The sequence below is a fragment of the Bradyrhizobium sp. BR14999 genome (assembly GCF_056106085.1).
The window spans coordinates 2,983,838-3,003,559 of the sequence record NZ_CM148536.1 but is presented as its reverse complement, the minus strand read 5'-3'; the positions used below and the strand labels follow the sequence as shown (position 1 = coordinate 3,003,559).

General features: G+C 65.1%; 17 protein-coding genes. 10 read left to right on the top strand and 7 right to left on the bottom strand.

All coding sequences use genetic code 11. The features are described 5' to 3' along the window. Positions 1-14 precede the first annotated feature (14 nt). Together ACR9YP_RS13780 and ACR9YP_RS13775 are read left to right on the top strand one after the other, a co-directional pair. A complete protein-coding gene (locus ACR9YP_RS13780; protein WP_438105849.1) occupies positions 15-1,199 on the top strand; it encodes an efflux RND transporter periplasmic adaptor subunit in 1,185 nt (394 codons plus the stop codon). 11 nt (positions 1,200-1,210) lie between these two features. Then, positions 1,211-4,366, top strand: a complete 3,156-nt coding sequence (locus tag ACR9YP_RS13775; protein WP_438105848.1) for an efflux RND transporter permease subunit — start codon at positions 1,211-1,213, stop codon at positions 4,364-4,366. 43 nt (positions 4,367-4,409) lie between these two features. Here ACR9YP_RS13775 and ACR9YP_RS13770 read toward each other — a convergent pair whose 3' ends face one another. Further along, positions 4,410-6,671: a cation:proton antiporter domain-containing protein gene (locus tag ACR9YP_RS13770; protein ID WP_474220152.1), complete on the bottom strand. Its 2,262-nt coding sequence runs from the start codon at positions 6,669-6,671 to the stop codon at positions 4,410-4,412. Positions 6,672-7,068: 397 nt separating this feature from the next. Continuing rightward, a complete protein-coding gene (locus ACR9YP_RS13765) occupies positions 7,069-8,241 on the bottom strand; it encodes an MFS transporter (RefSeq protein ID WP_438105844.1) in 1,173 nt (390 codons plus the stop codon). 59 nt (positions 8,242-8,300) lie between these two features. Here ACR9YP_RS13765 and ACR9YP_RS13760 point away from each other — a divergent pair, with 59 nt between their 5' ends. Further along, positions 8,301-9,152, top strand: coding sequence for an AraC family transcriptional regulator (locus ACR9YP_RS13760; protein ID WP_438105842.1), 852 nt, complete (start codon positions 8,301-8,303; stop codon positions 9,150-9,152). Between the two features lie 211 nt (positions 9,153-9,363). Then, positions 9,364-10,716, top strand: coding sequence for a malonyl-CoA decarboxylase (locus ACR9YP_RS13755; protein ID WP_438105840.1), 1,353 nt, complete (start codon positions 9,364-9,366; stop codon positions 10,714-10,716). Positions 10,717-11,043: 327 nt separating this feature from the next. Here the strand turns inward: ACR9YP_RS13755 and tarD are convergent, their stop codons facing one another. The 5 genes from tarD to ACR9YP_RS13730 all read right to left on the bottom strand — a co-directional run bounded on the left by tarD (position 11,044) and on the right by ACR9YP_RS13730 (position 15,041). Then, entirely contained in the window at positions 11,044-12,213 is a 1,170-nt protein-coding gene (gene tarD, locus ACR9YP_RS13750) for a D(-)-tartrate dehydratase (protein WP_438105838.1), read from the bottom strand. Between the two features lie 172 nt (positions 12,214-12,385). Beyond that, entirely contained in the window at positions 12,386-12,628 is a 243-nt protein-coding gene (locus ACR9YP_RS13745) for a DUF3297 family protein (protein ID WP_157327629.1), read from the bottom strand. An 11-nt stretch (positions 12,629-12,639) separates the two neighbouring features. After that, on the bottom strand, positions 12,640-13,116 hold the full coding sequence (locus ACR9YP_RS13740) for a glutathione peroxidase (RefSeq protein ID WP_370989447.1): 477 nt from the start codon (positions 13,114-13,116) through the stop codon (positions 12,640-12,642). A gap of 2 nt (positions 13,117-13,118) precedes the next feature. After that, complete coding sequence (locus ACR9YP_RS13735; RefSeq protein WP_438105836.1) at positions 13,119-14,519, bottom strand: amidase family protein; 1,401 nt, start codon at positions 14,517-14,519, stop codon at positions 13,119-13,121. Positions 14,520-14,783: 264 nt separating this feature from the next. Then, a complete protein-coding gene (locus ACR9YP_RS13730; protein WP_124162551.1) occupies positions 14,784-15,041 on the bottom strand; it encodes a DUF6894 family protein in 258 nt (85 codons plus the stop codon). Between the two features lie 265 nt (positions 15,042-15,306). Between ACR9YP_RS13730 and pqqA the strand changes: the two genes are divergently transcribed. From pqqA to pip, 6 genes are all read left to right on the top strand, one after another. Continuing rightward, complete coding sequence (gene pqqA, locus ACR9YP_RS13725; RefSeq protein ID WP_007595659.1) at positions 15,307-15,387, top strand: pyrroloquinoline quinone precursor peptide PqqA; 81 nt, start codon at positions 15,307-15,309, stop codon at positions 15,385-15,387. Between the two features lie 130 nt (positions 15,388-15,517). Beyond that, positions 15,518-16,447 carry a pyrroloquinoline quinone biosynthesis protein PqqB gene (gene pqqB / locus ACR9YP_RS13720; RefSeq protein WP_438105834.1) on the top strand — a complete coding sequence of 310 codons (930 nt, stop codon included), beginning with the start codon at positions 15,518-15,520 and terminating at the stop codon, positions 16,445-16,447. 20 nt (positions 16,448-16,467) lie between these two features. Continuing rightward, entirely contained in the window at positions 16,468-17,223 is a 756-nt protein-coding gene (gene pqqC / locus ACR9YP_RS13715; protein ID WP_438110594.1) for a pyrroloquinoline-quinone synthase PqqC, read from the top strand. Between the two features lie 12 nt (positions 17,224-17,235). Then, positions 17,236-17,547 carry a pyrroloquinoline quinone biosynthesis peptide chaperone PqqD gene (gene pqqD, locus ACR9YP_RS13710; protein ID WP_438105832.1) on the top strand — a complete coding sequence of 104 codons (312 nt, stop codon included), beginning with the start codon at positions 17,236-17,238 and terminating at the stop codon, positions 17,545-17,547. After that, positions 17,544-18,743, top strand: coding sequence for a pyrroloquinoline quinone biosynthesis protein PqqE (gene pqqE, locus ACR9YP_RS13705; protein ID WP_438105830.1), 1,200 nt, complete (start codon positions 17,544-17,546; stop codon positions 18,741-18,743). The genes pqqD and pqqE overlap by 4 nt, the downstream gene beginning before the upstream one ends. Further along, a complete protein-coding gene (pip, locus tag ACR9YP_RS13700; RefSeq protein ID WP_474220151.1) occupies positions 18,733-19,719 on the top strand; it encodes a prolyl aminopeptidase in 987 nt (328 codons plus the stop codon). The genes pqqE and pip overlap by 11 nt, the downstream gene beginning before the upstream one ends. Positions 19,720-19,722 lie beyond the last annotated feature (3 nt).

The window sequence follows — 19,722 nt, the reverse complement described above, 5'->3', positions numbered from 1 at the left end:
CCGGGGGCCACCGAATGACACGCGCGAATCCTGCATCACGTAAGGAAGCGTGGAGACATGTCGGGCGGGCTTTGGCAACGGCAACCGCCGTGATCACGCTCGCCGGCTGCGAGGACAAGAACACCTTCGTGGCGCCGCCGCCGCCCAAGGTGGACGTGGCGATGCCGATGCAGCGCGCCGTGACGCGCTATGTCGAGGCGACCGGCAACACCGCGCCGATCAAGAGCGTCGATCTCGTCGCGCGCGTGCAAGGTTTTCTGCAATCGATCGACTATCAGGACGGCACCTTCGTCAAGCAGGGCACTCAGCTCTTCACCATCGAGCCGGAGACCTACAAGCTCAAGGTCGAGCAGGCGAAGGCTGCCGAGGTCGGCGCGCAGGCCACGGTCAAGCAGGCCGAAGCCGATTACAAGCGCCAGGTCGAGCTCGTGCAGCGCCAGGCAGTCTCGCAGTCCACGCTCGACACCTCGACATCCACCCGCGACAACGCGCAGGCCAGTCTGCAGCAGGCCCAGGTCAATACCAGGCTCGCCGAGGTCAATTACAGCTATACCAGGGTGACGGCGCCGTTCGACGGCATCGTCAGCGCGCACTTGGTCTCGATCGGCGAGCTCGTCGGCGTCTCCTCTCCGACCCAGCTCGCGCAGATCGTCGCGCTGGACCCGATCTGGGTGAACTTCACGGTCAACGAGCAGGACGTGCTGCGCATCCGCGCCGAAGCGGCCCGTCGCGGGCTGACCGTCGCCGACCTCAAACAGTTGCCGATCCAGGTGGGCCTCCAGACCGAGACCGGCTATCCGCATGAAGGCCACCTCGACTACGTCTCGCCGACCCTCAATACATCGACGGGCACGCTCGCGGTGCGCGGCGTCGTGCCCAACGACAAACGGGTGCTGCTGCCCGGCTACTTCGTCCGCGTCCGCGTGCCCTTCGACCAGGAGAAGAGCGCCCTGCTCGTCCCCGACACCGCGCTCGGCAGCGACCAGGGCGGCCGCTATCTGCTGGTGGTCAACAGCGACAATTTCGTCGAGCAGCGCAAGGTGCAGATCGGCCCCGTCGACAATGGCCTGCGCGTGATCGAGAGCGGCCTGAAGCCGGACGACCGCGTGGTGATCGCAGGATTGCTGCGGGTGATCCCGGGCCAGAAGATCGACCCGCAAGTGACGAAGATCGAGCAGCCGCAGGCCTCTGCCAAGTAGGAGCGCCGGCCATGATCTCAAAATTCTTCATCGAGCGGCCGGTCCTCTCGAACGTCATCGCGCTGCTGATGATCCTGATCGGCGGCGTCGCGCTGTTCAATCTCGCGATCGCGCAATATCCCGATGTGGTGCCGCCGACCGTGCAGGTCACCACGCGCTACCCCGGCGCCAGCGCCAAGACCGTGATCGACACCGTGGCACTGCCGATCGAGCAGCAGGTCAACGGCGTCGAGGACATGCTCTACATGCAGTCCTACAGCGGCTCCGACGGCACCTATACGCTGACCGTGACCTTCAAGATTGGCACCGACCTCAACTTCGCGCAGGTGCTGGTGCAGAACCGCGTCTCCAGCGCGCTGGCGCAATTACCGCAGGCGGTGCAGAACCAGGGCGTCACCGTGCAGAAGCGGTCGACCTCGATCCTCTTGTTCGTGACGCTGACCTCGCCCGACGCGAAGTACGACAGCCTCTATTTGAGCAACTACGCCACCATCAACATCCGCGACGAGCTTTCCCGCCTGCCCGGCGTCGGCAACGTCACGGTGTTCGGCGCCGGCCAATATTCGATGCGGGTCTGGCTCGATCCCAACAAGCTGCAAGTCCGTGGTCTGGTGCCGCAGGACGTCATCAACGCGATCCAGCAGCAGAGCCAGCAGGTCTCCGCCGGCCAGGTCGGCGCGCCACCGACGCCACCGGGCCAGGCGTTCCAGTACACGCTCAACGTCAACGGACGGCTCGACGACACCAGCCAATTCGAGAACATCATCGTCAAATCGGGCACCAGCGGCGACGTCACGCGGGTGCGCGACGTCGGCTGGGTGGAACTGGGCGCGCAGACCTACAGCCAGATCTTCTCGCTCAACAAGCAGCCGGCCGTCGGCATCGGCGTATTCCAGTCGCCCGGCGCCAACGCGCTCCAGGTCGAGCAGGCGGTCGAGAAGAAGATGGCGGAGCTCGCCAAGCGCTTCCCCGAAGGCATCAAATACGACACGCCGTTCGACACCACCAAGTTCGTGCAGGCCTCGGTGCACGAGGTCTACATGACCCTGATCGAGGCCGGCCTCCTGGTGCTGGTCGTGATCCTTGTGTTCCTGCAGGACTGGCGCGCCATGCTGGTGCCGGCGACGACCGTGCCGGTGACCATCATCGGCGCGTTCGCCGCCATGGCGGCGCTTGGCTTCACCATCAACATGTCGACGCTGTTCGCGATCGTGCTCGCGATCGGCATCGTGGTCGACGACGCCATCGTCGTGGTCGAGGGCGCCGCTCACAACATCGAGCAGGGCATGAACGGCCACGACGCCGCGATCAGGGCGATGGATCAGCTGTTCGCGCCGATCGTCGGCATCACCCTGGTGCTGATCTCGGTGTTTCTGCCGGCCTCGTTCCTCGCGGGGCTGACGGGACGCATCTATTCGCAATTCGCGCTGGTGATCGCCGCGACCGCGCTTCTCTCCGCCATCAACGCGGCGACCTTGAAGCCGACGCAGTGTGCGCTCTGGCTGCGGCCGGCGGTGCCGCCGGAGCAGCGCAATTTCTTCTACCGCGGCTTCAACGCCGTCTATAACCGGCTCGAGCGCGGTTACACCCGCCTGATCGGCTTCCTGGTCAGGCACGCCACCGTCTCGGTCGCGGTGGCGCTGGTCCTGATCGGGATCGGCGGCTACGGCCTGTCGCGGGTGCCGACCGGCTTCCTGCCGATCGAGGACCAGGGCTATCTGATCGCCGCCGTGCAGCTGCCCGACGGCGCCGCGCTGGAGCGAACCCAGACGGTGCTCGACAGAGCGAGTGAGCTGATCAAGGACACCCCAGGCGTCCAGCAGGTCATCACCATCGCCGGCATCTCCGCGCTCGACAACAGCGCCAGCCTTGCCAATGCCGGCGTCGCCTACATCATCCTGAAGGACTGGGAGGCGCGCAAAGGGCCCGGCGAGGATCTGCGCTCGCTGGTGTACGGGCTCAACGACAAGCTCGCGACCATCATGGAGGCGCGCACCATCGTGCTGCCGCCGCCGCCGATCCAGGGCATCGGCAACGCCGCCGGCTTCTCGATGCAGGTCGAGCTGCGCGACGGCAACAGCGATTTCGCCAAGCTGCAGGCCATCACCGGGGCGATGGTCAGTAACGGCCAGAGCCAGAGCGCGCTGCAGCGCGTGCAATCCTCGTTCCGCTCGTCAGTGCCGCAATTCAACGTCGAGATCGATCGCGTCAAGACCCAGACGCTGCACGTCACCACCGATCAGGTGTTCTCGGCGCTATCGACTTATCTGGGCTCATCCTACGTCAACCAGTTCAACAAGTTCGGCCGCGTGTTCCAGGTCTACACCCAGGCCGATCCGGCGTTCCGCGTCACCGAGCACGACATCGCCAACATGCAGGTGCGCAACTCGAACGGCGACATGATCCCGATCGGCACCGTCGCCAAGATCACGCCGGCCAACGGCCCGTCGCTGATCAGCCTCTACAACCTCTATCCATCCTCGACCGTCATCGGCCTGCCGGCGCAGGGCTATTCCTCCGGCCAGTCGCTGAAGCTGATGGAAGAGATCGCGGACAAGACGCTGCCGCCGGGCACCGGCTATGAATGGACCGCGATGTCCTATCAGGAGAAGGCGGTCTCGAACCAGATCTATTGGGTGTTCGGCCTCGCCATGCTGCTGGTCTATCTCGTGCTCGCCGGCCAGTATGAGAGCTGGTACGCGCCGATCTCGGTGATCCTCGCGGTGCCGCTGTCGCTGCTCGGGCCGATGCTGATCCTCAGCGGCCTCAAGATCGACAACAACCTCTATTGCCAGATCGGCTTGATCCTGCTCATTGCGCTGTCGGCCAAGAACGCGATCCTGATCGTCGAGGTCGGGCTCGAGCTGCACGGCCGCGACGGCAAGCCGCTCCTGGATTCCGCGATCGAGGCGGCGCGCGCCCGCTTCCGTCCGATCCTGATGACGTCGTTCGCCTTCATCCTCGGCGTGGTGCCCCTGGTGCTCGCCACCGGCGCCGGCGCCAGCGCGCGCAAGTCGATCGGCATCACCGTGTTCTCGGGCATGCTGGCCTCGACCTGCCTCGCAGTGCTGTTCGTGCCGGCCTTCTTCGTGGTGGTGCAGCGCTTCGAGAACTGGCGCGCGTCGAAGAAGGGGCCGAAGGCGAAGGTGGCGGAAGTGAAGACCTGAGAGCCGAGCATCCACGTCCCAATGACGGAGTGCGCACCGTCGTCTAAGCCTTCTCCGCCGGCGCCTGACGAGCCTCGCCGCTCGAGACCAGCAGCACCGAGACCTTCGACTGCCTCAGCACAGCGGCGGCGACGCCGCCGAAGGAAAGATGGTCGGCCTGGATCCGGTCGACGCCCATGACCACGAGGTCGACGTCGGTGGTATCGATCTCGCGCAGGATCGCCGCCTCCGGCGCCCGGTTCACGCGCAGCGTCGTGGTGATGTCGACGTCGTAGCGGGCGGCGAGATCGCTGGTGTCCTTGAGGATGCCCGTCTCCTGGCTCAGTCCGCGCGAGGTGCCGCGCTGCGCGCCCTTGTCGCGCGTCGTCGTCACATAGATCACCCGGAGCGAGCCTGAGCCGGCCTGCGCCAGCGCCACCGCGACCTCGGCGCCGCGCTTGGAGACGCCGCTGCCGGAGACCGGAACGAGGATGTTGAGCGCGTCGGGCACCGGCTGCTTCAGGTGCCTGCCCTTGGCCACCACGATCGCGAGCGGCCCCTCGAACTCGGCGGCGATGTCCTCGATCTTCCGGTCGAAGCGATCCTTGGCGGCAGCGACCTTGTCGATGCCGACGACGAGAAGGTCAAAGCCCTTGCGCGCTTCGTCGGCAATGGTCTCGCCGAGCTCCGCGCGCCTGGTCCGGGTGACAACATCGACGCTGCCGGTACCCTCGTCACCATTGGCGGACACGGTTGCGGCCGCCTTCCTCACCACGGCTTCGTGGCTGTCGCCCTCGCCCTTGTCCTGCTCCCTGGCGCGCTCGCCGATGTGCAGCACGGTGATCGGCAGGCCGCGCATGCCGGCAATCACGCCCGCGACGTGCGCGGCGAAGGTGGCGTTGACGCTCTCGTCCACTGCGAGCAAGGGACGTTCGAGATTGGCGATGAAGCCGCGCTTCTCGAATTCTTCCCGCTCCAGCCGCTCCTTCTCCTCCTCGTTCACCGGCAGCTTTGCCAGCGCCGCGCGCAGCATCGGCGGCATCGCCATCGTGGTCAGGATCGCCATGGTCACGATCATCGTGAACAGGTTCTGGCTGAGCACGCCGATGGAGAGGCCGATGGTGGCGATGATCACCTCGGTCGAGCCGCGCGCATTCATGCCGCTGGCGAGCGCCAGCGACTCCCTCGCATTCAGCCCGCCCAGGGTGCCGCCGACGAACGCGCCGCCGAATTTGCCGACACTGGCGATCACGACCAGCAGGCCGGTGAGCATCAGGAGATTGGGATCGCGGAGCACCGAAAGGTCGGCGCTGAGCCCGGCGAGGCCGAAGAACACCGGCATGAAGAAGCTCGAGATCAGGCCGCGCAGGCGCTCGTCGATCTGCCGGGTCAGGATCGGAGACTCCCCGACCAGGATGCCAGCGACGAAGGCACCTAGCACGGTGTGGACGCCGATCAGATGCGTGATCATAGCCATGACGCTCATTAGCAGCAGGATCACCGTGATGACGGCCGCCGCGCTGACGAGATTGTCGTTCGCCCAGCGGATCAGCTGGAACACCAGGCGACGGCCAATGGTGAAGCTGACGGCCAGGAAGGCGAACGTTCCCAGCATGGCCTTCGCCACGGAGGCGACATCGAGCGTGCCGTGCGAGGCCAGGCTGAAGATGACGGCGATGATGATCCAGCCGATGGTGTCGTCGATGACGGCGGTCGCGACGATGATCTGCCCGACATTGCGGCGCATGAAGTTCATCTCGCGCACGACCACGGCGACGATCTTCACCGAGGAGATCGACAGCGCCGTGCCCATGAACAGCGAGGCCACGAGGCGCGCGTGCGGATCGGGCAGCAGCGCATCCGGCAGGAACTCGCCGAGCGCAAAGCCGAAGGCGAAGGGCACGAGGATGCCGGCAATCGAGATCGCGATCGCCGCCTTGCCGACCTTCCGCACCAGTTTGAGGTCGGTCTCCATGCCGGTCAGCAGCAGCAGCAGCAGAATGCCGAACTGGGCGATGCCGTCGATCATCGCCTTCTGCTCGGGCGTCTTCGGGAAGATCGCGTGCTGCGCCTCGGGCCAGATCCAGCCGAACAGCGACGGCCCCAGGATGATGCCGGCGAGCAGTTCGCCCATCACCGAGGGTTGGCCGATGCGCTGCATGATCTCGCCGAGACCGCGGCCGACCCCGATCAGCAAGACGATCTGCGCCACCAGGAGGAATTCGGACGGGCCGGCCGATTTGCCGCCCTCAGCACTCGCCGCAATGGTGGTGAGGACAAGCGCCGCGGGGACAAGGCCGACCGGTCGGAGCAGGCTCCACTGCATGCGGGTGTCATTCCCCCTTCATCTGCCCGACGAAGCGCCGGGGCGACGGGGGTAGAACCCGCGGGAGGCGGAGGGAGTTCCGGCTTTCCGCTGCCGGGCCTTGGGGGGCTTCAACAATAAGTGCGAAAACAACCCCATGCACAGTAGAACGGCGTTGTTGGCGTTGAGGTTTTCCGGCGGCAACCGGCGTTTGACACGTCGGGCAAAACACCGGCAGAATGGCATCATCGGCACCACGCGACGTGCCGCCACATCCCCCGTCATTGCGACTGTTCCCCGTCATTGCGAGGAGCTCTTGCGACGAAGCAATCCAGAGTCCCTCCACGGAAGATTCTGGATTGCTTCGCTGCGCTCGCAATGACGGTGTGGCGTGAGCAGCGCGCCTCACGATGGCGCTTCACGCCGCCTGCGGCGTCCGGATCTCGCGCGGCAGGATCAGCGCGGCGGCGATCGCGAGCAGGCAGAGGGCGGCGAAGGCGTGCAGCATGGTGACGAAGCCGCCCTGCTCGTAGAGCCAGGCGACCAGGCCGACCGAGGCGCCGGCCGCGGTGAAGCCGACGAAATAGCGCACGGCATAGGCGCGCGAGCGCCACTCTTCCGTGGTGTATTTGCCGACCATGGCGTCGTTCACCGTGACCTGCCCGAACGCGCCCATGACGATGCCGATCGAAACCACGATCAGCGGCAGATTGGACAGGCTTGCGGCCAGATACAGGAACGGCGCCAGCATGAAGGACAGCGGCAGCGCCACCGTCTTCAGCGAATAGCGGTCGAGTAGCCGCCCGATCGTGTACTGCGTCATCGCGCCGAACACGTAGACACCGGCCGCGATGACGCCGAGCAGCGCCGGGCTCTTGGTCAGGTCCGCGAGCCGCTCTGCGAACAGCTTTGGCAGCGCCACGGTGACGGCGTTGAAGGTGGTGGAGATCGCGATCACGACGATCAGCAGCGACAACACCACGCGCCACATGTCCTGCTTGGCGACGCGCGCCTGCGCCGCCGCCTGCTTGGCGCCTTTGCGGTCCTCGTGCACGACCGTCAGCGCAAACGCGATGCCGATCAGGATGGTGACGATGCCGGGAACGATGAAAGCAAACCGCCAGCCGAGATATTGGCCGATCACGCCGGTGACCAGCGCCGAGGAGGCAACGCCAAGATTGCCCCAGACGCCGTTGAGCCCCATCTCGCGGCCGAGCTTGTCGGCATAGGACACGATCATCGCGGTGCCGACGGGATGATAGATCGAGGCAAACATGCCGATCGCGAGCAGCGCCGCGCCGAGCTGCGCCGGGGTCTGCACGAAGCCGACCGCAATCATGGAGGCGCCGATGCCGACGAAGAAGATCAGCATCATATGCCGGCGGCTCCAGCGGTCCCCGAGCCAGCCGGTGAGCAGCGAGCCCGCGCCGAAGGCGACGAAGCCCGGCGTCGCGTAAGGCAAGAGTTCCGAATAGGCCATGCCGAGCGCCGGCCCCATGATGATGACGGCGGCGGCAAAGATCAGCATCGAATAATGGTCGATGAAATGGCCGGCATTGACGAAACTGATGACCCGGCTGGGGCTGTTCATACGAATCCTCTCCTGCTCCGAAATGAGTTATATGTTCTGGGCATGACGGGATGCTGCCAATGACTGTCGTCGAAACGCCAATCGTCCGGGAGGTCCGGGGCAACCACCGCTCGACCGCGGGCGTGCACCTGGTCGCGCGCGACTATCCCAAGGGCTTGCGGATCGACCCGCACTTGCACCGCGAGGCGCAGCTGATCTATGCCGCCAAGGGCACCATGCAGGTGACGACGCCCGGAGGGCGCTGGCTGGTGCCGCCGGACCGCGCGGTCTGGGTGCCCGCCGGGCTCGAGCACGCCATCGACCTGCTCGCCGACATCGAGATGCGCACGCTGTATTTCGACCTGCCCTGGCTGAAGCGCGAGCAGCAATATGAGGGACTGACCAAGGAGTTCGTGGTCCGGGTGTCGCCGCTGCTGCACCAGGCGATCCTGGCGCTGTTCGATGCGGGCAATACCGAGGCGCGGACCGAGCTACTGGTTCGTCTCGTGATGCTGGAATTGCACCAGGCCGAGGATTCCACGACCTTCGTGCCGCTGCCGCGCGAAGTGCGCTGCCGCCGCGCCGCGATGATCGTGCTCGACGATCCCACCGGCTTGCACGACATCGACACGCTGGCGCGCGCGGTCGGAACCTCCGCGCGCACGCTGTCGCGGCTGTTCTCGACGGAAACGCAGCTGAGCTTCAAGAGCTGGTGCCAGCGCGCAAGGATTGCGGCGGCGATCCAGCGGCTATCGACGGATGCGAACGTGTCGGTGAAGCAGCTTGCGACGCAGCTGGGCTATGCCAGTGTGCCGGCGTTCTCGGCGGCGTTCCGGCAGGTGACGGGGCGGACGCCGACGGAGTTTGCCACACACTCAGTGTCATCGCCCGCGAAGGCGGGCGATCCAGTATTCCAGAGGCGGCGCGGCTAGAGCCGAGGAGCCGCGGCGTACTGGATGCCCCGGTCAAGCCGGAGCATGACAGCGCGTTGCGTGGCGTCACACAACCCTCGCGAGGCATGACAGCCCACCCAGGGGCACAGCCCAACTAAAGATGCCGCATTCCCCTGCTTGATTGTGATCGGCTTCCGCCTAAATCCCATGTAAGCTTCCGCATCGCACAAACCGGAATCGAAAAGTCCAGATGGCCAACGCCTTCTTCTCCGACCTGCTCGCCACCATCTCCGAGCGCGGCCGCACGCTGCTTCGCCGCGGCGACGGCTCGGACACCAAACCAGACGCCGCCGGGCTGATGGCGCTTTGCGACGCGCTGCTCTCGGGCCGGGGCGAAGCCTCGGGCACCGCCATGGCGCGCGAGGTGCTCGATCTCTACCAGGAGCTGGATGCGGCCGGACGCCGCGCTTTCTTCGAGGCGCTGGTGCGCGATTTCGGCCCCGATCGCGAGCGGCTGTCCAAGGCGATCGAGAAATGGCGCGCCAAGCCCACCGACGAGGACGCGAGCTCGCTGCATTTCGCTTCCGAGCCGCGACGGCAGGAGCTGATCCGCCGCCTCAACCGCGCGCCGGGCGGCACCGGCGACCTCGTCAGCATGCGGGCCGATCTGCTCGGCATGATGAACGGGCACACCGATCTCGCCGCGCTCGATCGCGACGTCTCACATCTTCTCTCTTCGTGGTTCAACAGGGGGTTTCTCGTGCTGCGCAGGATCGACTGGTCGACCCCGGCCAACATCCTCGAAAAGATCATCCGTTACGAAGCCGTGCATGAGATCTCTGACTGGGACGATCTGCGCCGCCGCATCGATCCGGTCGACCGCCGCTGCTACGCCTTCTTCCACCCGGCGATGGTCGACGAGCCCCTGATCTTCGTCGAGGTGGCGCTGACCGAGACCATTCCCGGCGCGATCGCGCCGCTGCTCGCGGTCGACCGCCAGCATCTGCCGATCGAACGTGCCCGCACCGCGGTGTTCTATTCGATCTCCAACACCCAGCGTGGCCTTGGCGGCATCTCGTTCGGCAGCTTCCTGATCAAGCAGGTGGTCGAGGAGCTGCGCCGCGAGCTGCCGAAGCTCGACACCTTCGTGACGCTCTCGCCGGTTCCGGGCTTCATGCAATGGGTGAAGCAGGACAAGGACCTGCCGCTGTCGGACGAGGACCGCGAGACGCTGAAGCGTCTCGACGATCCCACATGGTTCGAGCATCCCGAGACGACAGCGCTGCTGCGCAGCATTCTGGAGCCGCTCGCGGCGCACTTCTTCCTGAAGGCACGTACGCCGAAGGGCAAGCTGATCGACTCCGTCGCCCGCTTCCATCTCGGCAACGGCGCCCGGCTCGAGCGCATCAACTGGCTAGGGGATCTCTCACCAAAGGGCATGCGCGAGTCCGCCGGCGTCATGGTCAACTACCTCTACCGCCTCGACGACATCGAGAAGAACCACGAAGCCTACGCCAACGACGGCGAGGTCGTGGCGTCCAGCGCGGTGAAGAAGCTGCTGAAGGGCGAAGGACGGCGGCTCTTGGATATGCGGTTGTCGTAAGGGACGCTCGCTCGCGCCACCGTCATTGCGAGGAGCTCGCGACAAAATTGCGCAGCAATTTTGCGCTGATGCGACGAAGCGACCCAGACTGCCTCCGCAGAAAGCCTCTGGATTGCTTCGCTGCGCTCGCAATGACGAAGTGTGTTGCGGCAGCTCGTGTATCTCAACCTGCCGTTCGCCGCGGACCAAGGCGTCCGCAATCGCGCTCGATCTTTCCATCGTCATTGCGAGGAGCTCTTGCGACGAAGCAATCCAGACTGCCTCCGCGGAACGACTCTGGATTGCTTCGCTGCGCTCGCAATGACGGAGTGTGTGGCGGCAGGCCGGCTACTCCGCCAGCGCCTTCATTTCCTTGTAGAGATCCGACTTGCCTTCGAACCCGATGCCTGCCAGCTCCGGCATGGTGATGTGGCCATTCTCGACGCTGATACCGTCGGGGAAGCCGCCATAGGGCTGGAACAGGTCGGGGTAGCTTTCGTTGCCGCCGAGGCCGAGGCCGGCTGCAATGTTGAGCGACATCTGGTGGCCGCCATGCGGGATGCAGCGGCTGGGCGACCAGCCGCAGGTCTTCAGCACCTCCAGCGTGCGCTGGTATTCGCACAGGCCGTAGGACAGCGCGCAGTCGAATTGCAACCAGTCGCGATCGGGGCGCATGCCGCCGTAGCGGATCAGGTTGCGGGCGTCCTGATGGCTGAACAGGTTTTCGCCGGTTGCCATCGGGCCGGGATAGAACTCGGCGAGCGCGGCTTGCAGTGCGTAATCGAGGGGATCGCCGACCTCCTCGTACCAGAACAAGGGATAGTCGCGCAGCATTTTTGCGTAGGCGATGCCGGTCTCGAGGTTGAAGCGGCCATTGGCGTCGACGGCGAGCTGGGCGTCCTTGCCGATCTCCTTCAGCACCGCCTCGATGCGGGTGCGGTCCTCGTCGATCGGGGCGCCGCCGATCTTCATCTTCACGACGTTGTAGCCGCGGTCGAGATAGCCGCGCATCTCGCCGCGCAGCATCGAGAGGTCCTTGCCGGGATAGTAATAGCCGCCGGCGGCATAGACGAAGACGCGCGGATTGGCGGTCACGCCGTGACGCTCGGCAAGCAGGCGGAACAGCGGCTTGCCCGCGATCTTCGCCACCGCGTCCCACACCGCCATATCGATGGTGCCGACCGCGACCGAGCGCTCGCCATGGCCGCCCGGCTTCTCGTTGGTCATCATCGCGGCCCAGACCTTGTCGGGGTCGAGATTGTCGCCGGCGGCATTGAGCAGCGAGTTCGGATCAGATTCGAGAATGCGCGCGGCAAAGCGCTCGCGGATCAGGCCGCCCTGCCCGTAGCGCCCGTTGGAGTTGAAGCCGTAGCCGACGACGCGCTTGCCGTCGCGCACCACGTCGGTGACGACGGCAACCAGGCTCGTCGTCATCTTGGTGAAGTCGATATAGGCATTGCGGATCGGCGAGGAGATCGGTTTTGTAATTTCGCGGACGTCGACGATGCGGACGGACATAGGGTTTGGCCTTTGGTGCTTGTTGTCGTCATTGTGAGGAGCTCGCGACAAAATTGCGTAGCAATTTTGCGCTGATGCGACGAAGCAATCCAGATCGTCACTGCGGAAAGATTCTGGATTGCTTCGCTTCGCTCGCAATGACGAGGAGAGAGCGGTGCGCGCTCAGCTCGAACTACTTCTTATCCCTGAAATACGGCTCGACGGAACCGTGCACCTTGATGGTCAGCGGGTTGCCGTAGCGGTCCTTGGCGTTGCCGGCGGTGACGCGGACCCAGCCTTCGCTGATGCAGTATTCCTCGACATTGGTCTTCTCGATGCCCTTGAAGCGGATGCCGACGTCGCGCGCCAGGATGTCCGCGTTGTAATAGGGACTGTTCGGATCGACCGACAGGCGGTCCGGAAATTCGTCGCTCATGATTGTCTCGCTCACAGCAGTGTTTCGATTTGATTGCGCAATCCTTCGGGCCGCGCGGTCGGCGCGTAGCGCGCGACCACCTTGCCGGCACGGTCCACCAGGAATTTGGTGAAATTCCATTTGATGGAGGCGCCGAGAAGCCCGGATTGCTGCCGTTTCAGGTACTCGTACAACGGATGTGCGTTGGCGCCGTTGACATCGATCTTCTCGAACAGCGGGAAGGTGACGTCGTAATTGGTCGAACAGAACGCCTGGATCTCGTCCGCCTGCCCCGGCTCCTGCGCGCCGAACTGGTTGCAGGGAAAGCCGAGCACCGAGAAGCCGCGCGGCGACAGATCGCGATAGAGATCCTCCAATCCGCGATATTGCGGCGTGAAGCCGCATTTGCTCGCGGTGTTGACGATCAGCAGCACCTGTCCCTCGAAACGGCGCATCGGCACCTCCTCGCCGGCGAGCGAGTTGGCCCTGAAGTCGTAGATAGCAGTCATCGCTAGCCCACGGGATCGATCGGCGACGGCGGCACGCCGCCGGCCTCGATCGCTTCGCCCGCGAGCAGGCACAGATCCTCGCGGTAGCGGCCGGAGACGATGTGCACGCCGACGGGCGCCTTGCCGACGAGACCGGTGGAGACGACGAGGCCCGGCAAGCCCATGAAGGGAATCGCGATCTGCGGCAGCTGCGCTTCCCAGACGCGCTTGAAAGACTCGTCATCCTTGAGGTCGAGATGATCGGGGAACGGCAGTTCGCCGGAGACCGGCGTCAGCAGCACGGCATATTTTTCGAAGAACAGCATCCATTCGCGGGTTAGCGTCGCGCGGCGGGTCAGCGCCTTCGCGTAATTCGCCTGGTCCATCGGCGTAACCCTGCTGCGGTTACCGCGCAGGCAGGCCAGCGCACCGGGATCGCCCTCGCGCTCGGCCGCCTCTAGCTGCGCCTCGTAGCCATCGCCGAGCCACAGCTTGATCTGCCACTCGACCGCGTCGCGCATGGGCGGCGTGTCCGCGATGACGTCAACGGTCCAGCCCGCGCGCTCCAGCCGCTTGCCGGCATCGCTCACCGCCGCCTTCACCTCCGGCGTGGTGGCAAGGCCGCCCGGATTGAGACAGAGCGCGGCACGCTTCGGCCGTGCGGGGCCTTCCAGCGGCACCGGCACGAACCAGGGATCGCGGATGTCGCGGGCCGACATCGCGGCGAGTGAAATCCGCAAGTCGTTGACGGTGCGCGCCAGCGGGCCGGAGACCGCCATGATCTGCGGCCCGATCGGGCGCTCCGGCAGTGCGGGATTGAAAGCAGGAATGCGGCCGAGCGTCGGGCGCAGGCCGTGCACGCCGCAGGCATAGGCGGGATAGCGGATCGAGCCGGCAATGTCGGTGCCGTGGGCGATGTGGCCGATGCCGGCCGCGACCGCCGAGCCGGCGCCGCCGGAGGAGCCGCCCGGGGTCAGCGAAGCATCGCGGGGGTTCTTGGTGTCGCCATGGATCAGATTGGTGGTGAACCAGCGGTAGGAAAAGGCCGGACAATTGGTGCGGCCGAGCAGGATGGCGCCGGCTTTGCGGAAATTGGCGACCACCGGATTGTCCTCGCGCGCGATCAAGTCGCGCTGGAGTTTCAGCCCGTTGGTGGTGGCAAAGCCTTCCTGGTCGACATTGGCCTTGATGGTGACGGGCACGCCCGCGAGCACGCCGGGGTCCTCGCCCCGCGCGATGGCGGCATCAACGGCGTCAGCCTGCTTGAACACGTCGTCCGGCCGGTGGTCGATCACCGCGTTGAGCGCGGGATTGACGGCGTCCAGGCGGGCGAGACCGGCCTTGGCGGCCTCCCTGGCGGACACCTTTTTGGACTTGACGAGGGCGGCGAGGTCGGCGGCCGACAGGCGCCAGAGATCTTGCATGGCTTGCTCCGTATGACCGGCGTCTTTTAGCGCCGGGAAGGCGGCAAAGCCATGCGGATTTCGCAGGGGCGAAGGGCGGGTTTGGCGGCGGGTGGTGCCTCATTCTCCGTCATTGCGAAGAGCTCGCGACAAAATTGCGCAGCAATTTTGCGCTGATGCGACGAAGCAATCCAGACTGCCTCCGCAGAGGGATTCTGGATTGCTTCGCTACGCTCGCAATGACGGTGGAGGGAGTTGCGCGCCCCTTACCCGACCCGTGGGCCCCTAATGCCTGGTTGCGGACTGGTCCGGCATGTCCAGGAGCGCCTCGGTGAAGGGAAACTCCAGCACGATCTCCCCGTCGTCATCGGTCACCTCGATGACGGCCTCGAGCAGGGCCGGCTGGGCGCCCTCCGACTTCACCACTTCCAGGATCATCTGGCGCGCGACCTCCCAGGCGCGATCGGGGTTGCGCAGATCCTCGCCGTCAGGATCCACGATCAGTTCGTCGCCGATACGGGTGTTGAAGAAATATCTGGGCATGCCTGATCCAATGGGGTCGCTGTAGCCGATTGGAAGCCGTTCTATACTCACAACTCGTTTATCCCGACAGGGATCACGACCTATCGGCGTTTTTGCGCATGCCATTCGCTCATCTTTACGGCCGTAATGCGCTCTCTTTGCGGTGCAACAATTCCGCCGGCCTACTACCTTGGTCGGGAAAATTTCACTGGCGAACTTTTCCGCCCGCATTAACTTAAGCGCGGGCGGATACGTCCGGTTTCGCGAAAATAAAATGGAGAGCCAAATGGCCTGGAAAGCCCCGAAGATCGTCGAAGTGCCCTGCGGCATGGAAATCAACATGTATGTGAGCGCCACCCGCAAGTAAGCGGCGGGCGGTCTGCGTTCAGCGCAGGTGGATCTTTCGATCACAATAGGTTGCCGGAAGACATGATCTTTGTCGGCACTCCGTGTCGACCCGAGATCCACCTCGCAGCGTTCCCTCCAGGAGACGGATCATGCTTCGCGTCGTCGTCCTGGGCGCCGCAGCCGGCGGCGGAGTGCCGCAATGGAATTGCGGCTGCGAGGGCTGCCGAGCGGCCCGTGCCAGCGGCCATGACCTCTTGAGAACCCAGGCGTCGGTGGCCTTCAGCGGCGACGGCGAGCACTGGTTCCTGATCAACGCCTCCCCCGACCTTCGCCAGCAATTGAACGCCACGCCGCAGTTGCACCCGAAGACGGGCGCGTTGCGCCATACGCCGATTGCCGGCGTGATCCTGACCAACGGCGAAGTGGACGCGGTCGCAGGCCTGCTGTCGATGCGCGAGGGCTCGCCCTTCACGATTTACGCGCATGAGAAGGTGCTGGCGATCCTGGAGAGCAACAGCATCTTCAACGTGCTGAACGAGAAGAACGTACGGCGTCAGCCGATCGACATCGGCGAGCCGTTCGAGCCGCGACTGCCGGATGGCGCGCGTTCAGGGATCGAGGTGCTGCCGTTCGCGGTGCCGGGCAAATCCGCCTGGTATCTGGAAGGCAAGGCGCATCCGGGCGGGGAGACCGGCGATGGCGATACGCTGGGCCTGAAAATTACCGACAAGACCAGCGGCAAGTGCTTCTATTTCATCGCCGCGTGCGCCGAGGTCACCGACGCGCTCAAGGCCGAGATCGACGGCGCCGCGCTGGTGTTCTTCGACGGCACGGTCTGGCGCGACGACGAGATGATCAGGGCCGGGCTCGGCCACAAGACCGGCAAGAGCATGGGCCATGTCGCGATGTCCGGCGGCGACGGCGCGATCGCGCGGCTGGCCGACCTCGCTATCGACAGGAAGATTTTTCTGCATATCAATAACTCGAATCCGGCGCTGCTGCCCGCTTCACCCGAGCGGAAAGCCACTGAAGAGGCGGGCTGGCAGATACCCGCGGATGGAACGGAGATTGTGCTGTGAATGCCGCGTCACTGACAGGAATGACCGCGCTCTCGATCGGCAAGGACATCAAGCTCAACTCGGCCGAGGAGCTCGAGGCGACGCTGCGCCATATCGGGGCGACGCGCTATCACAGCCTGCATCCGTTCCATAAGCTGCTGCATGGCGGCAAGCTGAACAAGGGTCAGGTGCAGGCCTGGGCGCTGAACCGCTACTATTACCAGAGCACGATCCCGATCAAGGACGCGGTCGTCATCTCGCGCTTCCGCGACCGCGCCACGCGTCTGGAATGGCGCCACCGCATCGAGGACCATGACGGCGACGTCGGCAGCGAGGGCGGCATCGAGCGCTGGCTGAAGCTGACCGAGGGCCTGGGCCTCGACACGGCTTACGTGGAATCGACCGAGGGCATCCTGCCGGCGACGCGCTTCGCGGTCGAGGCCTATGTCCACTATTGCCGCGAGAAGAGCCCGCTGGAGGCGATCGCCTCCTCGCTCACCGAATTGTTCGCGCCGAACCTGCACGAAGAGCGCATCTCCGGCATGCTGGCGCATTACGACTTCGTCAACCCCGACATCATGAGCTACTTCAAGCGACGCCTGACCCAGGCGCCACGCGATGCCGGCTTTGCGCTCGACTATGTCAAGGCGCATGCCACGACCCCGGAGCAACGCGCGCAGGTGTGCAACGCGCTGATCTTCAAGACCAACGTGCTGTGGGTGCAACTGGATGCGCTCTATCACGCCTATGTCGAGGGCCACATTCCGCCGGGCGCGTTCGTGCCCAAAGCGGGCTAAAAAGGAGCAGCAATGGCCGGGCCGCGGAACATCAGCGTCAGCGAGGCAAGCCGCCCCGTGCTGCCGCGGCATGCCAAGCTGAAGTATGACGAGACGCGAAAGGTCTGGGTGATCCTGGCGCCGGAACGGGTGTTGGCCCCGGACGAGATCGCAGTCGAGGTCTTGCAGCTCTGCGACGGCCAGCGCAATGTCGGCGACGTCGCCGATCAGCTGGCCGCGAAATACGCCGCGCCGCGCGAGGCGATCCTCACTGACGTCATCGTCATGCTGCAGGATCTCGCCGACAAGGGCTTTCTCACGGAGGCCCGGGAGAAGACGTCATGAGCGATGTGCTCGGCAATCCCACCATCCCGCCAGATGTTAGCGACAGCCTCGCGGTGCTGGAGAAGCAGCGCTCGACGGCGGAGACGTTCGGCATTCCGCTCGCCGTGCTGCTCGAAATCACCCATCGCTGCCCGCTGCAATGCCCCTATTGCTCCAACCCGGTCGAGCTCGACCGCTCGAGCAAGGAGCTGACGACAGAGGAATGGAAGAAGGTATTGAGCGAGCTCGCCGAAATCGGCGTGCTTCAGGTGCATTTCTCCGGCGGCGAGCCGACGGCGCGGAAGGACCTGGTCGAGCTGGTCAAGCATGCCAGCGACGCCGGGCTCTATACCAACCTGATCACCTCGGCCGTGCTGCTGACGCGCGAGCGGCTGAGCGATCTTGCGGATGCCGGGCTCTGCCACGTCCAGATCAGTTTCCAGGGCGTTGAAGAGGGCCTTGCCGATCGCGTCGCCGGTTACAAAAACGGTCACCGCAAGAAGCTCGAAGTCGCCAGATGGACGCGCGAGCTCGATCTGCCGCTCACCGTGAATGCGGTGATGCATCGGCAGAACCTGCACCAGCTCCCCGACATCATCCAGATGGCGGTCGATCTCGATGCCGATCGGCTCGAGGTCGCCAACGTGCAATATTACGGCTGGGCGCTGAAGAACCGGGCCGCGCTGATGCCGACGGTGGCGCAGCTCGACGAATGCACCCGCCTCGTCGAGGAGGCGCGCGAGCGGCTCAAGGGGACGCTTGCGATCGACTACGTCGTTCCCGACTATTACGCGCTGCGGCCGAAGAAATGCATGGGCGGGTGGGGCCGGCAGTTCTTCAACATCTCGCCCGCCGGCAAGGTGCTGCCCTGTCACGCCGCCGAGAGCATCACCGGGCTCGAGTTCGAATCCGTGCGCTCCAATCACTCGATCGCCTGGATCTGGCAGAATTCCGACGCCTTCAACCGCTATCGCGGCACCGGCTGGATGAAGGAGCCGTGCAAGTCTTGCGAATTCCGCGAGATCGATTTCGGCGGCTGCCGCTGCCAGGCCTTCGCGCTGACGGGCGATGCCGCCAACACCGATCCGGCCTGCGCGCTGTCGCCGCTGCACGAGACCATCTTCAAGCAGGCCGAGCGCGAGGCCGAGGGCGAGACCAACCGCTTCCTCTATCGCAACTTCGCCGGCGGCACTCTGGAATCCGAGAATGGGACCTGACGCCGACGCGGCCAGCTCGATCAGGCGGGCCGATCCGTTTGCGCCGCTGACCTCCGACATGCTCGATGTCGGCGACGGCTTTGAGCTCTATGTCGAGAGCATCGGCCGCGCCGACGGCATCCCCGCGATCTATCTGCATGGCGGGCCTGGCAGCGGCTGCCAGCCCGACCATCGCCGCCTGTTCGATCCTGATCGCTTCTGCGCCGTGTTGTTCGACCAGCGCGGCTGCGGCCGCAGCCGTCCGAAGGGATCGCGCGAGTACAACACCACAGTGCATCTGATCGCGGACATGGAGAAGATCCGCGAGAAGTTTGGCTTCCAACGCTGGATGGTGGTCGGCGGCTCCTGGGGCGCGACGCTGGCGCTCGCTTATGCAGAGGCGCATCCCGAGCGCGTCTGTGGCATCGCGCTGCGGGCGACGTTCCTTGGCACGCGGGCGGAGGTCGAGACGGCGTTCACCTCGCGCCTGTCGCAATTCTATCCCGCGCTGTACGAGGATTTTCTCAGCGTGCTACCGCTCGAAGAGCGCGCGCGGCCGGTGGAGGCCTATTGGCGCCGCATCCTCGATGCCGATCCCACCGTGCACGGTCCCGCCGCGCGGGCCTGGCACGACACCGAGCGCACCTTGTCCGAGCACAAGCCCGCCAAGACGCGGCTGGACCTGGCCTCGTTGAACGTGTGGCGCACGCTGCCCGCGACGCCGTTCATGGAGGCGCACTATTTCGTCAACGACAGCTTCATGACCGAGAGCCAGCTGTTGCGCAATGCGGGGCGGCTCGCCGGCATCCCCGGCATCATCGTCCAGGGCCGCTACGATCTGTTGTGCCCGCCCGAGACGTCGCAGGCACTCGCGAAGGTTTGGCCGAATTCCGAGCTTCGCATCGTGAAAGAAGCCGGACATTCGCTCTATGATGCCGGCGTGCGGGACGCGGTCATGAAGTCGATCGCGGACCTCGCGTCGAAGACCGCGCGATAACAG